The organism is Serratia sp. CY27727, from assembly GCF_052169275.1.
Classification (GTDB): domain Bacteria; phylum Pseudomonadota; class Gammaproteobacteria; order Enterobacterales; family Enterobacteriaceae; genus Serratia; species Serratia sarumanii.
This window is the reverse complement of sequence record NZ_JBJNLB010000001.1, coordinates 429,597-444,767: the sequence shown is the minus strand read 5'-3', so window position 1 is coordinate 444,767 and position 15,171 is coordinate 429,597. Positions and strand designations below refer to the sequence as shown.

General features: G+C 54.0%; 13 protein-coding genes. 12 read left to right on the top strand and 1 reads right to left on the bottom strand.

Annotation, left to right across the window (positions count from 1 at the left end):
* Genes ACJ8HB_RS02310 through ACJ8HB_RS02290 form a run of 5 tightly spaced genes read left to right on the top strand, consistent with a single transcriptional unit; the run spans position 1 to position 8,549 of the window.
* A complete protein-coding gene (locus ACJ8HB_RS02310) occupies positions 1–1,995 on the top strand; it encodes a hypothetical protein (protein WP_094859731.1) in 1,995 nt (664 codons plus the stop codon).
* A gap of 2 nt (positions 1,996–1,997) precedes the next feature.
* Positions 1,998–2,447: a GNAT family N-acetyltransferase gene (locus ACJ8HB_RS02305; protein ID WP_094859732.1), complete on the top strand. Its 450-nt coding sequence runs from the start codon at positions 1,998–2,000 to the stop codon at positions 2,445–2,447.
* Positions 2,448–2,449: 2 nt separating this feature from the next.
* Positions 2,450–2,977 (top strand): hypothetical protein, encoded by a 528-nt coding sequence (locus tag ACJ8HB_RS02300; protein WP_060435333.1) that lies wholly within the window; start codon positions 2,450–2,452, stop codon positions 2,975–2,977.
* Positions 2,977–5,670, top strand: a complete 2,694-nt coding sequence (locus ACJ8HB_RS02295) for a transglycosylase SLT domain-containing protein (RefSeq protein WP_094887860.1) — start codon at positions 2,977–2,979, stop codon at positions 5,668–5,670. The genes ACJ8HB_RS02300 and ACJ8HB_RS02295 overlap by 1 nt, the downstream gene beginning before the upstream one ends.
* Positions 5,670–8,549: a hypothetical protein gene (locus ACJ8HB_RS02290; protein WP_164146196.1), complete on the top strand. Its 2,880-nt coding sequence runs from the start codon at positions 5,670–5,672 to the stop codon at positions 8,547–8,549. Before ACJ8HB_RS02295 ends, ACJ8HB_RS02290 begins: the two co-directional genes overlap by 1 nt.
* A gap of 12 nt (positions 8,550–8,561) precedes the next feature.
* Here ACJ8HB_RS02290 and ACJ8HB_RS02285 read toward each other — a convergent pair whose 3' ends face one another.
* On the bottom strand, positions 8,562–8,963 hold the full coding sequence (locus tag ACJ8HB_RS02285; protein WP_141240902.1) for a hypothetical protein: 402 nt from the start codon (positions 8,961–8,963) through the stop codon (positions 8,562–8,564).
* 367 nt (positions 8,964–9,330) lie between these two features.
* On the opposite strand from ACJ8HB_RS02285, the gene ACJ8HB_RS02280 reads away from it, so the two are divergent.
* From ACJ8HB_RS02280 to ACJ8HB_RS02250, 7 genes are read left to right on the top strand one after another with little or no spacing between them, the layout of a single operon-like run.
* A complete protein-coding gene (locus ACJ8HB_RS02280) occupies positions 9,331–10,107 on the top strand; it encodes a BRO-N domain-containing protein (RefSeq protein ID WP_094859774.1) in 777 nt (258 codons plus the stop codon).
* A 27-nt stretch (positions 10,108–10,134) separates the two neighbouring features.
* Complete coding sequence (locus ACJ8HB_RS02275) at positions 10,135–10,326, top strand: hypothetical protein (RefSeq protein WP_094859775.1); 192 nt, start codon at positions 10,135–10,137, stop codon at positions 10,324–10,326.
* 60 nt (positions 10,327–10,386) lie between these two features.
* Entirely contained in the window at positions 10,387–10,728 is a 342-nt protein-coding gene (locus ACJ8HB_RS02270) for a hypothetical protein (protein WP_019456267.1), read from the top strand.
* Positions 10,725–12,335, top strand: coding sequence for a phage terminase large subunit (terL, locus tag ACJ8HB_RS02265; RefSeq protein WP_094859776.1), 1,611 nt, complete (start codon positions 10,725–10,727; stop codon positions 12,333–12,335). The genes ACJ8HB_RS02270 and terL overlap by 4 nt, the downstream gene beginning before the upstream one ends.
* Positions 12,336–12,350: 15 nt before the next feature.
* Positions 12,351–14,576: a phage tail fiber domain-containing protein gene (locus ACJ8HB_RS02260; protein ID WP_094859777.1), complete on the top strand. Its 2,226-nt coding sequence runs from the start codon at positions 12,351–12,353 to the stop codon at positions 14,574–14,576.
* A complete protein-coding gene (locus ACJ8HB_RS02255) occupies positions 14,576–14,884 on the top strand; it encodes a hypothetical protein (RefSeq protein WP_141240903.1) in 309 nt (102 codons plus the stop codon). The genes ACJ8HB_RS02260 and ACJ8HB_RS02255 overlap by 1 nt, the downstream gene beginning before the upstream one ends.
* Before the next feature lie 9 nt (positions 14,885–14,893).
* A complete protein-coding gene (locus ACJ8HB_RS02250) occupies positions 14,894–15,166 on the top strand; it encodes a hypothetical protein (protein WP_094859778.1) in 273 nt (90 codons plus the stop codon).
* Positions 15,167–15,171 lie beyond the last annotated feature (5 nt).

Sequence of the window (15,171 nt, the reverse complement as noted above, 5' to 3'; positions counted from 1 at the left end):
GTGCGCGCCAACCTGATAAAAACCAACTTCACCGCCGGCGAGATTTCCCCGCGTCTCATGGGCCGCGTTGATATCGCGCGTTACGCCAACGGCGCCAAGCAGATCGAGAACGCTGTTTGTGTGGTACAGGGCGGGGTTATGCGTCGCCCCGGCACCCGTTACGCGGCTGCGGCCAAATATGGCGATCGCGGCGCCCGGCTGATCCCCTACGTTTTTAACCGCTCTCAGGCGTACGTTTTGGAGTTTGGCGACGGCTACATGCGGATTTTCCAGAACGGCGCGCAGCTGGTGAACGACGACAACACCCCGTATGAAATCGCTAGCCCTTACAGCTCCGCCATGCTGCCGGCCGTAAATTACGTTCAGGGCGCCGATACCATGTTTCTGGTACACCAGGGCGTTAAACCGCATCGACTGCAGCGACGCGGGCAACTTGATTGGGTGCTCGAGCCATGCCCGTTTATCGTTGAGCCGTTCGACGAAATTCGCGACACGCCGGAAAAATGGTGCAAGCCGTCAGTTAAGGAGTTTATAGGCTCAGAAATCACGCTGACGCTGAGCGACGACGAGCCACCGAAAGACAGCGAGGATCCGGCGCCATTCACCGGCCCCGGTTGGGTTGCCGAGGATGTTGGCTCATACGTCCGTATTAACAGCGGCCTGGTGCTGATCAAGAGCATCACCAGCGAGCAGATTGCCGTCGGCGTTATCCGCACTGACCTAACCGCCACACAGGCAGCGTCGCCGGGTGCGTGGACGCGCGAAGACACGGTATGGACTGACGAATACGGCTACCCTGGCGCCGTGACACTGCATCAACAGCGCCTCGTTCTGGCCGGCTCTGTCAGGTATCCGCAAACTATTTGGTTTAGTGAAACCGGCGTTTACCTGTCGTTTGAACTGGGTACCGACGACGATAAGGCGATCAGCTTTACGCTGTCTTCCGACCAGCTCAACCCGATTGTGCACCTGGCGCAAATGAACACGCTGATTGCGCTGACGTACGGCGGAGAGTTCACGATCACCGCCGGCAACGATGCGGCGATCACCCCGACAAATATCTCGGTGAAAAACCCCAGCCCCTACGGCTGCAACGGGATCCGCCCGGTGCGCGTCGGTACCGAAATCATGTTCGTGCAGCGTGCCGGCCGAAAGCTCTACGCCGTGGCCTATGATCCGGACAGTTTTGTTTCATATTCGGCCAACGATATGACGGTGCTGGCGGAACACATCACCGCCGGCGGCGTGATCGATATGGCGTACCAGCAACAGCCTGACGCCTTTATTTGGCTTGTACGCACCGACGGCGTAATGGTGACGATGGCAATCGACCGGGCTCAGGAGGTGATCGCCTGGTCTCGCCAGATCACCGCCGGCGGCTTTGAGTCCGTGGCGTCTATTCCGTCAGACAGCAACGACGTGGTTTACGCGCTGGTGCGCCGGGATTTCGGCGGTGAGCTAGTGCGCTATATCGAAGTGTTCGATTCGACGCTGTACACCGACGCCGCCGTAACCGGCAGCAGCGAGGCCGGGGCGACGACGTGGGCAGGGTTAAATCACCTCGAGGGGCAGACTGTCGATGTAGTGGCTGACGGTTCTGTGATGCCTGCGCAGGTGGTTTCCGGCGGGCAGATCACACTGACACGAAAAGCCAACCGCGTGGAAATCGGCCTGCATTTTGAATCCACCATCCAAACGCTAACGCCAGAAGTAGGCACCACCGAGGGGACAACGCAGAGCGCCAAGAAACGCACCAGCGAAGTGACGATGCGATTCCTCGAAACCACTGGCGCCGAGTGCAACGGCCAGGTGATCCCGTTCCGTACATTCGGCCCGAAAATCCTCAATCAGCCGGCGCCGCTGTTCACCGGCGATCACTTCTTCGGAAAGCTGGGCTGGGAAAAGGGCGAGGACACGCTGCTTATCCAGCAGCGCCAACCGCTGCCGTTCCACCTTCTGGCCATTATCACCACTTTCACCAGCAACGGGGGCTGACAATGATCCGCAACGCAACCGCCGGGGATATCCCGGCACTGATTGAGCTTGGCGCCCGCATGTACCTGGAATCGCGCTACGCGGAAACCTCGCCATTCGACGAGCAGAAATGCGCCGAGCTGGCGCAACACCTGATTGCCGCTCCGGGTGGGTGCGTGCTGGTGGCCGAGCGCGACAGTCAGGTGATCGGCTGGCTGGCCGGTGGCATCGCCGAGCAGTGGTTTTCGCGCAAGCTGATGGCGTTCGAGTACGGGCTGTTTATCGCGCCTGAACACCGCGGCGGATCTGCCGGCCCGCGCCTGGCTAAAACCTTTATCGCGTGGGCCGCTGACAATGGCGCCGCCGTTATCAATATGGGCATCACCACGGGCGTACACGAAGAACGCACCGGCGCGATGTATGAACGTCTTGGCCTGTCGCGTACTGGCCTGTTGTATTCGAAGGAGATTTGATTATGTGCACAGGTGTGGAAATAGCGCTGGTTGCATCATCGGTGCTGGCTGCCGGCGGCGCTGCTGCAAGCGGTATCCAGCAGCAGAAAATGGCGAACTACCAGGCGGATCAGGCGAACGCAGACGCCGAGGCCGCACGCGCATCAGCGCGCGTACAGGCCGACAGAATACGCAAGGCAGGGCGTGAGCAGGCCGCACAGGCAAACGCGGCGCTGGCGGCGTCGGGCGTAGAAACTGGCGAGGGTACGGCGCTGCGCATCACGTCCGGCATCACCGGCGACGCCGAGCAGGACGCATACACGACGATCCTGAACGGCATGAACACCGGCGCGCGGTACAACGCGCAGGCGCAGGCCGACCGACTCAGCGGCCGCAATGCGGCGACGTCCGGCTATATCAACGCGGGCAGCTCGCTGCTGTCCGCTGCCGGCACCGGTTACTCCGGCTGGAAAAAAGCCAATCCAACAACGACGACAAACACCGGCACCGCGGCGTCGAATAACATGTTCTCAAATATGGGGGTGCGCTGATGCGGATACCAACCGGAAATTTTGGCAATGTGACGCCGGAGGTTAATCCTACTCGAGTCGATGTTAGGGGGGCGGGTGCAATTGGTGGTGCAGTATCTGGCCTCGGCGTCGCTGTAGGACAGGCCGCTGGCGATATTCAGCGCGTCCAAGATAAAGCAGATTTGGCAGCGACTCAGGCGATCCTTACCGACCTTGAAGCGAAGTCTAACGATCGGTGGGAAAACCCCGAAACAGGCGCGCTTGTTACACGGCAGGGGTTCAATTCCGCTGGCGTCGGCGTTGACATGGATAAGCAAGACGCAACCGATTATGACGAGGCCAGAAAAAGAGTACCTCCAAGCCAGCAAATTTACTTTGATGCGCAGTGGAAAGCCGCGCAAATCCGCCGTGCCAGCACATATAAAAATTTCGAAATCAGCCAAACCGCATCTGCTCAGCGCCAACAGCTTAACGCCACGGTGCAAAATTCGGTAGAGCAAGAGGCTTCGGCCTTTGACGATCCTCAAGCGGCGGGGCTGATTCGTGGAGCGCGGCGCCATTCGATCGAGCTATATGGCCAGGCGCAAGGCTGGTCTGCAGATCAAATTACTGCGGCAGTGTCTGAGGCAAATCAAAAGGCCATGGAATGGCGAGCGCAAAACTATGCCATAAGCAACCCCACCGGATGGCTGAACGGGGATTTCATGTCCAACAGCGGCGCCGGATTGGATATGCGGGCAATTTCGATAGTTGAGTCCGGCGGGAAGCATTTTAATGCCGACGGAAGCATAGTCACTTCATCAGAGGGTGCGCAGGGGAAATATCAGCTGATGCCGGCCACGGGCAAAGAGTTGGCAGCCAAGCGCGGACTGCAATACGACCCGAAAGACGAACAGCAAAACGCGCTGCTGGCCAGCGATTACGCCAACGAGCTTTATGGTAAATATGGCTCGGAGACTTTGGCAGGTGCGGCATATAACTGGGGGCAAGGCCGCGTTGATAAGTTGATCGATAAGATTGGCGATCCGCGAAAAGGTGAGGTTTCCGAAGCTGAATTTATTCGCAATCTCCCGGCGGAGACTCGCGGCTGGCTGGCGCGGTACCGAAAAAACAAAACCGGACTCGATCCGGTATCGGTGAATAAAATCGACAGCATGGCTGAGGCGCAGATAAAAGAACAGCGCACAGCGGTTCGCAATCAAATTGACCCGATACTAAACAACACCATGTCGCAGCTATACAACGGTGAAGTGCCAGATGCCATGCCAGACAGGGCCACAATTCAATTTGCGTATGGGCCGCAGGGTTCAAGCATGGTGAAGCAGCTCGGCATCGCCATCGACAGCGCGCGAACGTTCCAGGCCATTCAGTACATATCGCCGGCGCAACAGCAGCAGGAGCTTTCGAAGGTAAAGCCGCAGGTTAACGATCCGGACTACGCGATAAAGATGGACGCCTACGGCAAACTCGCCGCCCTGGTGCAGAAAAGCAACACGGCAATTCAGGCTCAGCGCGACGCCAGCCGCTTCAACGATGCGCTATTGATGGGCGAGAAGCTCGACCCCACAGACAAATCAATGCAGAAAGCGGCCGACTCAACGCCAACGGCGCAGAACTTCCGCATTAACGACGCCAGCACGCATGACGCTGTTGTGCAGCAGGTTGCGCAAACCGGGATTATCCCCGAGAAGGTCACCACGCAGCTAACGGCTATTTCTCGGGCAAAAAGTCCGGAGGTCGTGAAGCAAGGCGCTGAACTGTTCAGCCGGCTGTACGACACGGATCCTGCCTCTGTCGGTGATATGCCGAAAGAGATGCAGGGTTTTTACATGACAGTTAAGCAAATGACTGACGCGGGTATGAGCTCAGCCGATGCTGTGCAGCATGCCCAGGATGTCACTTATAACCAAAATGATGCCCTTAGAAAGCAGTTGTCAGCAGATCAAAGCACGAGTCCCTATAAAAAAGAACGTGATGAGGCCATGAAATCCGCGAGGGATACCATGACCCAGTTGTTTCGGTGGGACCCGTCAGCCGACGATAAAACGCCGGATGCCGCGGCATTCCGCGCGGATTACCAGTCTCTTTACGACATTAACTACCGGACTACCGGCGGGAATGCTAAAGCAGCACAAAAGTTGACCAATCAACAGGTATCTAAAAACTGGATGATCAGTACGGTAAATGGTACCGCACAATTTATGAAATATGCCCCAGAGGCTCTATATAACCACGGCCCGGCGGGGTGGCAAGCTTCTCAATGGGAAGAGGAAAAACAACGGCTTATGTACGGAGAACGTAACGACACAATAGTAACCAGTGGCGCAAAGCTTGGCATCACTTCTGGGCGTACTGCATTTGTCGAAACAAAAACGCCTGAGCCTAAGATTGGGGGTGAGCTGGAAATTGTGCCGGATGTATCCACCCCCAGAAGTGGAGACTACGCCATTTGGGTTAAAACTGAAGATGGGGCCCCGCGTCCGTACTACAACAAATACGGCCAAGCTATGCGCTGGAGACCCTCCTTGCAGGATTGGGAACCTTACCAAAAAATGCAAAAAGAACGAGAGGAAAAGGGTCTGTCAGAACGGGAAAAAGGTCAAGAGATCCGAGACTTTAAAGAAAAGCATCGGGCACTTGATGAAATGTATAAGCGCCTACATGACGAGCGAGTCAACCGTCAAAAGCAATATTTTTCATGGAGTTATGAATAATGCCAATCTACGCCTCGCCAGATGAGTTTAAAAACGGCTATGCGCCCGCTGGAAGCGTGGTTCCTCAGCCTGAAACATTGCCGGAGGGAGTCAACCCCAAGCCGCCAGAAGAACAGCCTTCTGTATGGGGCGCTGCGTTTCGTAAAAATAATATGCTGGCTGGACTTTATCTCAAGCCACCGCAATTCGAACCCGTTGAGGGGTATAACCCCTATGCTGACAAAAGTGAACTTGAGGGCTACGATTTGCGCGCCACTGCGTTTGCTGAGTCGCGCTCTCCGCAGGAAACGGCATGGATAAAACAGCAAATCGATGAAGAGGATCAAGACAGTCGAGTTGTTGCGGAGGCCGGGTTAATGGGCGGTCTGGCAAGCGTTGCGGCGACAGCGCTTGATCCGACGATGGTAGCCTCAATGTTTATTCCTGGTGCGCAAGGTAGCGCGCTGGCGCGCATTGGCTCGCAGGTGGCCATTGGTGCAGCAAGCACCGCGGTCAGCGAGATCGCGTTGAACAACCAGCAGATTACCAGGACTCTGGGTGAAAGCGCGGGCCATATTGCTGCGGGTACGCTATTGAGCGGTGTTTTCGCTAGCGCTGGCGCAGCTATATCCCCGGCCGTGAGAAAGGCCGCTACCAGAGAGGTCGGCGACGCTCTGGATAACTTGAGCGTCACCAGCGCGGTGGACAACGCCGCCGCCTCTCTGCCGGAAGGAGGGAGCGTTGGCGCCGCCCGCATAAGCGAGGCGACGCTGGAAGATTTGACGCCGGTATCAGGTGGGGCGATTGGCACGTTCGCCCGTAAAGCCGGCAGCTACCTGACGCCGGTCACGCGCTTGATTGAGTCACCATCCAAGACCGCCCGCCGCACTGCGCTGGAGCTGGCAGAAAACAACTTCACGCTTGAGGGGAACCTGCGTGGCATTGAGACGCCGATCGCGGCCGAAACCCGCGTTCGTGGTTGGCGTCGTGAAGAGGCCGCGGTCGTAGTAACCAACAAGCAGGCCTATGCGAAATATAAGGCCGATGGCGGCGATCTCGGTTTCGCCTCATTTCGGGAAGAAGTGGGTAACGCCATGCGCAACGGCGACATTCACGGCAATTCAGCGGTGCAGGATGCGGCGCGTGCGATGCGCCAGGTGGTGGATAGGGTGAAGGTGGCGCAGCAGAAACTTGGCCTTTTACCCGCAGACGAAGAGCTTAAAGCTATTGGGCAAACCAGCTACTTCCCACGCGTTTACAAAGTCGGGAAGATCATCAGTGAGCGCGATAAGTTTCGCAACATGCTGGTAGATTGGTGGTCTCGCGGTGAAAAAACCATGTCGCGTGAAGAGGCTGAAATTACTGCTGACGCGACCATTAACAAAATCGTGGGCGCCAAAATTCCGCAGGATTTCGCCAACGTGTTCACGGTCAAAGCGGCCGGCAGCACCAGGTCGAGAACGCTTAGCGTTCCTGACCGACTGATGAAAGACTATCTGGAAAGCGACGCTAATTACGTCCTGCAGCGCCATATCCGCGAGGCGTCGGCGGAAGTCGAGTTAACCCGCACTTTCGGGAATAAGAGTCTCGATAAGCAGTTGAAGGACATTCAGGACGAATACGACGCGCTGATGCGAAGCAAGCCAGCCGAGCAGGCAAAATTGGCGAAAGCCAGGGACAATGATATTCGCGATATAACCGCGCTCCGCGACCGGCTGGTTGGCACCTATGGCATGCCTGACGATCCATCGTCGTTCTTTGTGCGCGCTGGCGCTTTCCTGCGTAGCGCCAACTTTGTCACGAAGCTGGGCGGCATGACCGTTTCGGCCATCCCAGACTTGGCTCGCGGCGTGATGGTGAACGGCTTTAGCAACTCAATGCGCGGTTACTCTGCGCTGATCAGCCGTTCGCCGGCATTCAAAGCCAGCCGGGCCGAGATGCAGAAAATGGCGGTTGGTCTGGAAACCATCTTGCATACGCGGGCGCGCACGATGGGAGACCTGGTGGACAGCTCGTCGCGTACTACGGCCGTAGAGGCCGGCATGGAGCGTGTTACCGATGTGTTCGGCAAGCTGACGCTGATGGGGCATTTCGACGACGTGAACAAGTCGGTAAACGGCATGATAACGTCGGACAGTATTCTATCTGGAGCGGCCGCCGCGAAGAAACTGGCGAAGCTCGGGATCAACCCCAACATGGCCGGCCGAATCCGCAGCGAGTTCCAGAAACACGGTGAGGTGATCGACGGTTGGCATATTGGTAATTTTGAAAAATGGGACGATCAGCACGTTGCCGGCGTATTCCAGTCGGCGGTATTAAAGGACGTCAACAACACGGTTATTACGCCTGGCATCGGTGACACGCCATTATGGGCCAGCACCCCGTTGGGTAAGACGGTATTCCAGTTTAAATCCTTCGCCACGGCGTCGTATAACCGCGCCACGCTCGGCGGCCTGCAGGAGGGAACGGCGCAATTCTACTATGGCACCGCTTTCCAGGTTGGCCTTGGCGCGCTGACGTATGCGTTGAAACAGGCCGCTAACGGGAAGGATATCGATACATCCCCGCAAAAGCTGGTGCTCGAAGGTCTGGATCGGTCGGGTATTCTCGGGCCCCTGATGGAATACAACAACATGGCGGAAAAGGCATCGGGCGGCATGGTTGGCCTGGGGGCAATTTTCGGGACTGGAACACAGTCACGATACGCCAGTAGGGGGTTCATAGGGTCGGCACTGGGGCCAACCTTCGGCTTGCTAGATACGCTGACTGACGTTACATCCGGCGTGCTGAACGGCGACGCCGGTGATCGAGTTATACACAATGCCCGCACGCTTTTACCGGGCAATAACCTGTTCTGGATAGCACCGCTGATTAACCAGATAGACCCTGGGATGCGTTAATTCCCGTGACACCTATAGTAACTTAGGGCACTTATAATAACGCAGTATACCGATAACGTAGACTCTTGATATACCCATGGATTCTACGTTATTTAGGTTTACATCTTTATCAGACAGTAGACTGTCCACGACATGCTCAGCAAAGTTTGGAGTAAGCCTTGTCCCTTTTGGTAGGCAGTATGGGATTTCCGTGTCATTTTTTGCTTTTTGGAATTGGCTAATTTCATTAACCCCAGAAGCAACGCCCATTAGATATGTGCTAATCATATCCTTTGCTCTTTTAGCGCCCTCTGCATCAGATGATGTGGTTAAGTGTTTCAGCTCCTTATACATAGCCACAGTAAACTCAGCATGTGATATTGATGGTAGTAATGTGAATATGATGGTTGCAATCGATAGTGAAATTTTTTTCATTTCTGCTACTCAGAATGTAATAATATTGCGCATGTTACTATTTATAAAATCAGTTTCCTATCAACAAATCCAAGCCGTGACGCGACACGCTTCGCTTGCCTCAATCCTTTCACTATCGTATAGTCACAAGGCAGCGGCAAAATCCGCTGCCGGGATTGGTCTCCCGGAACTGAAACCGCGACAATAGACACGCCGCGAGCGTGTTTTTTATTGTTGCTCGCATAGTTACATCTCTATGGTGGGCTGTGTGGGGGCGCTTCGGCGCGCCGGGTGGTTTCTCCGGTAGACCAACCCTGCACAGTTCACCACCAGTTGATTGGTCTCGACGGTGGTGAAAAAACTCAAGAAACCACAAGAGGGTGTCGCTATGGCAACTCAACTTTCTTTTCACGATCATCAATTTTCCGCAATCACGCGCAATAATCAAATCTGGCTATCCAGCAAAGATATCGCCAAGGCTCTCGGTTATGCGAAAACTAATGCTATCACCCACATCTACAATACGAATACCGATGAATTTACATCAGGCATGACCGAGATAGTCGAATCGAATACCTCGGGGAATCTCAAGTGCCGTAGCCGTATTTTTTCTCTGCGTGGCGCTCACCTGATAGGCATGTTCGCCCGTACCAAATTAGCTAAAGAATTCCGCAAATGGGTGTTGGATATTCTCGATCAGGAGATTGGTGCTGTAACAAATGAAATGCCACCTGAACAGACCACCACCTACAGCCGCACACCACTGCGCGACGCAGTTAATATGCTGGTGGGCAAAAAGGGGATGATGTACCCCGACGCGTACAGCCTGATTCACCAGCGCTTTGGCGTGCAGCATATCGATCAACTGAGCCAATCGCAGATGCTGGAGGCGATAGAGTATATCCACTGCCTGCTGATTGACGATCACCACCCTAACGCCGTACCGATGAATGGCAGAATACTTACCACATTCCGCAATGGTGAGATGGTGGGGCAGCGTTTTGTTCGCGATGATGAACACGTCGCAACCCTGCCTGCATTTATGGACATAGCTCGTCGAGCGCATTATGTCGTTATTCATGAAGACGACGCGGCGCCTTTGGTTAGAATCCTAACGAATAACCCACCAGTTGAAAGACGGGGAAAATTAATCACTCAATTTTAATGCAAATAAAACAGTGAGATATACGTCATGATTAAATCAATCGATCTTTCAGACAGGTCTGTAACACTGGTGGGATTGAAAGAGGTTATCGAAGACTGCCAGCATATTCTTGACTCAGTAAACACAAGCGACAAAAACAGCCAGAATCTTGTTGATTTGGTAAAAGATAAACTTTCAATGGTAGAGATTGAGCTTTCGGAGCTACAGAAAAGGGAATAGTCAGGAAACCGACCAACCACCCGCCACATCATAGCCCCATGACAACCATGGGGCTTTTTTATGCACAACGATTACAAAACCCGCCTTACCGCGCTGAGTGACAAGTTAACCGACGTCGTGCTCGAGGAAGCCGATCCGGATACCTGGCCGGGCGCCGACAAACCACTCGACAAACACACGAAGCAGGAGCGCGGCGATCGCTACTGGTGCAAGAAGAACGCGGCGGCGTCGCTCACGCTGCTGGTGAAGGTACATTCGCTGATCGGCATGCACACGCGAGGCGGCACGCCGAAAGACGGCGACGAGCCGGACGATGAAGCATTTCGCCTTGGGCAGCAGGTATCCGCCGCTGAGCGCGCGGCGCAGGAAGTTCTCGATCGTATCCAGCAGCGGAAAAAATGATTTCGTTCGTCGCCTTTTTCATCATGTGGGCGGAGCGGATGGGGTGGGATGTTCCCGACTGCCATTACCGTGCCGCGCACTGGTTAGAACACCGTGGAAACCTCGCGGTGCTTCGTTGTTTCCGTGGCTTCGGTAAATCAACCATATTGGGGGTTTACAACGCCTGGCGCTATTACTGCGATCGGCAATACCGAATCCTGCACCAATCCGAGTCCGACACGACGGCCAGAAAGACCAGTCGAGATACGCAGAACGTTTTGCGTAATCATCCCCTGACAAAAGGGATGCTGCCCGATGGCATCGGCACAATCGAACAATGGTGGGTTAACGGCTCGCTGGATATGCGTAACGCCAGCATGTTTGCTAAAGGCATTTTGTCCAACGTGACAGGCGCCCGCGCCAACGAATGCCAGAATGATGACGTCGAGGTTCCTGGGAATATTCAGACACCTGAAGCACGGGAGAAGCTACGCTATCGACTCAGCGAGCAAACCCACATCCTGATCCCTGGCGGTAGAAAGCTGTTTATCGGTACCCCGCACACGCACGATAGCCTGTATGACGAAAAAGAGGCAGAAGGGGCTGATTGCCTGACGATAAAGCTTTTTGAGAAAGAGTACCGCGTCGAGGCGAAATCCGCGAATAAGAAAACCTACCGCCTGCCTTTTGCCCCAGAATATGTTTTTGTCGGCATCCACAAGGCTGCAAGGTTACTGATCGAAGGGCGAGACTACCGTCTGACTGATGGCGGCATAGAGTTTGCTGCGCCACCTGAAACTGTCGTGGATTTTTACGCCGGGTGCGCGTGGCCTGGTCGTTTCGATCATGATGAATTGCTGCTGCGCCGGAAAGAGTGCCGCACAGTCAACGAATGGGATAGCCAGTACCAGCTGCACAGTAAACCTGTCGCGGAGGTTAGGCTGGATCCAGACCGCATCCGCGAGTACAACGTGCAGCCCGAAATCCGGTACGCGAACCGTACCGCCTCTATGTGGTTGGGCAGCCAGCAGATTGTTGGTGCCGTCGCCTGGTGGGACGTGGCCACCGGCAAAGCGAAAGCGGATGCCAGCGCCTTTTCTCTGGTGCTGACCGACGCACGCGGGCACCTGTACTGGCATGTGTGTCAGGAGATGATCGGAGATCTTGCCGAGTTCGACGAGCGCGACAAAATCACCGGCGGCCAGGTGGTGCAGATCCGCGAGCTGGTAATTCGGTACCAGATACCGCAGGTTGTGGTTGAAGTAAACGGACCCGGTAGCTTCGCCGGCAAGCTGCTCCGCCAGGCGCTGAAAGGTACGGGGTGCGGGGTGCGGGAAGAGTTCACCATAACCAACAAGCAAAAACGCATCCTCGACGCATTCGAGGCGCCGCTATCGTCCCGTTTCCTGTGGGCACATAGCGACGTTCTCGACGGGCCGGCCTACGACCAAATGCGAGATTTCAACCCGGCGGTAACCAACCAGCCGGACGACTTTATCGACTCAGGAGCGGGGGCTATCAGCGAAACGCCGGTGCGAATCGGTAAATTGGTCGGGAAACCGACCGCTCAGGGGCGGGAAGATTGGCAGCCAACAGATGGCGATCATGAGGTCGCAGTGGACTATTAAAACCGAGGCTGCCTTATGTCGGTACCTAACCAGACCCCATACAACATTTATACGGCCAACGGCCTGACAACTGTTTTCCCATACGAATTTTACCTGCTGAATGCCGGTGATTTGGCTGTATCCCTCAATGGCTCAGTGATCACTTCCGGCTATACGATTTCCGGCGTTGGCAACGTGGATGGCGGCGATGTTTCATTTCTGACCCCGCCGGCGAATGGCGTTACCGTTATGATTGAGCGCGTGATCCCTACCTATCGCCTGACCGATTACCAGAACAACGGCGATCTACTGGCAGATACCGTAAACAAGGATTTTGATCGGCTGTGGATGGCCATTCAGCAGGCGTTTATTTATCTTGGCCTTGCGCTGACGCGCCCGTTGCTTGGCGGCCCATTCAATGCAAAAGGGTTCCGAATCGAAAACCTCGGCAATCCGGTTAATGGTTCAGATGCGGCAACCAAAAATTACGTTGATGAAACAGGGAAAACCAATCTTCAGCGGGTATTGCGATTCCCTGAAAACGTAGCTGCGATGCCTGATGCTGAAACGCGTGGTCATTCACTCCAGGGCTATACCGAAGAGGGTAGACCAACCCCCGTATTTTCGATGACTGATACTGCCGATCTTGCGTTAAAACTTGCCAGCACCGGCGGGGCGGGGCTGGTTGGTTTTGACATTGAAAAGACTTACCCAATTGCAACCATTGGCCACCAGTTCACTAATATTTTTAGCAATGCACAGCACCTTGAATTTTATTACGACAAGCTTGGCGATTGGGATGAGGCATATTTTCAAGCCCAGATGAACGTATTCCGCCTTGGATTTTCACCTGAGGTGCTGCTTCCTGGCGGAGTTGTCGATATTTACAGGCCGTTTTTCGGCGGTCCTGCAATTGGTGACCTGATTCACGCCCGCCATCCAGAGCTTGGCCTGTATAACGGGGATGGAACTTATAAGGGGACGTGGCCACTTATTCTTAAGGGTGTCTACAAGAAGAATGAGGACGGGTTAACTAACCCGTATACAGGGACACAAATTGTTTTCCACGGATGCGCAGACCAAAACGATAACACATGGCGTGATTTCGGCGTAATACATTCTGCGCCTACAAATCTATCTGAGAGACGCGTTCCTGTACCAGTGAAACAGTGGTTTGGGACGGTTAAGGTTGATGACTTAAATATCCGTGTCCTTAACCGAGATAATAGTCGCCATGGTAAATGCCACGGCATCTATAGCTTCTACGGTCCAAAGAGCGAAGTTAATAAAGTCGTCGTCTACCAGCCCTATGGTGGCGGGATTATATGCGATCTGATGTGGGATTCTGCACTTCGCGATTGCGTTTTGCTACAGTGTGGCCGTATGAGCCCTAACATTGGTGATTATCAATCCGCGAAGAATGTTGACATAAAATATCAAACCTATGCCCCGCTGCACATTCTATATTCTGCAACAGGCTCCGATAACAGCAACTTCATCAGAATCGAAAACTTCCACTTCGAAGACAATTATCATTCTGTAGCTGACGTTATCGTCAGTGGTGACTCATCGCCGATCCACATCATCAATAGCCACCACGAAACTGATCGCGCGGCGGGCGTCCCGGCTGTGGTTAATGGTGGCTTCAAGAAGCGGCTTGCCGCTGGCACCGTTGGCGTTAGGTACATGGGGCAGGACTCCGAGCCAGGGTTTGACTATACCGCCGGACCATTTACTGCGCGCGGCGGATACCTGCATGCAGACGGCGCCAATGGTTATCAACTGGGTTATGACGATGTGTATTACGGCGGCCGTTACACAGGCGCGATACTTGAAAATATTAAATTCCCGAACTCTGGCGGCATTAAGGTAGCGGCAGGGAATACTGCATGCACCGTGGTGGCGTCTAACAGCACTTTCACAGATATCAGTTTTAGTGGCGGTAACGAAAGTTTTTGCCCGCTAAAAATGTCTAACTGCAATATCAAATCGTTGACAATGAGTTATGCATACGGATTTAAATTGTCAAACGTTGAAGTCGAGTCGTCTATAACGCTATCAAATATGTATGTAAACCCTAATGGCGTTTGTGGTTTTAGTAATGTTTCATCCGCAAGTTTCACCGGAATTATTAGCTATGGTACGGGTGACTTAACATTAACATCACCATCGGTTAAGTCAGAAATTGTCTGTTACTTCGGGAGTGTAAATATTCCGCGTTATTCGTACTACAACAATGTGATTTTAGGAGGGGCGCCGTAATGGGTGTTCGACTCGGTGCTGTTACACAGTTGCCATCATGCAATCTAAACTCGGTAATTATTCCGGGTGATTATATATTGCCTGCTGAAAATACGTATACAAACCTTCCCCCAGATTTGGTGGGTAAGTTTGTTTCAATGCGTGTTGAGTATGAAAACTTCAACACCACGCTGTTATCGCAACAGTTGGCTCCAACAGTTGAGGCGAAATCTTTTTACAAGCGGACAGGTTCGCAGACCAGCGGGTCATTACTGCATGGTGTGTTTGGATTTGGCGCCTATTACGTATTCAACGGGACAATAGTTTAAGGGGGAATAATGTCATTCGTTATCAGGAAAAAGCTTCAGGTAAATAAGTCATACCCAGATTTGTTGCTGGAAATCCCTGGCGGAACCGAGGAAACGGACGTTACGTATGAGGTGATCGCACTCGAGCGCATGGCTGGGACAAGTGCAACTGTCTGGTACACGTTTTCCGTCGGTGGCGTTACGTCTGGATGGAAACGGACCTTTGACTTCATCTATAGCGGTGTTGGCAATCCTCTTGATGAGGGCGAGCGCGCGCTGAAATCTTCTTTAGGCGCGCCATAATTCCC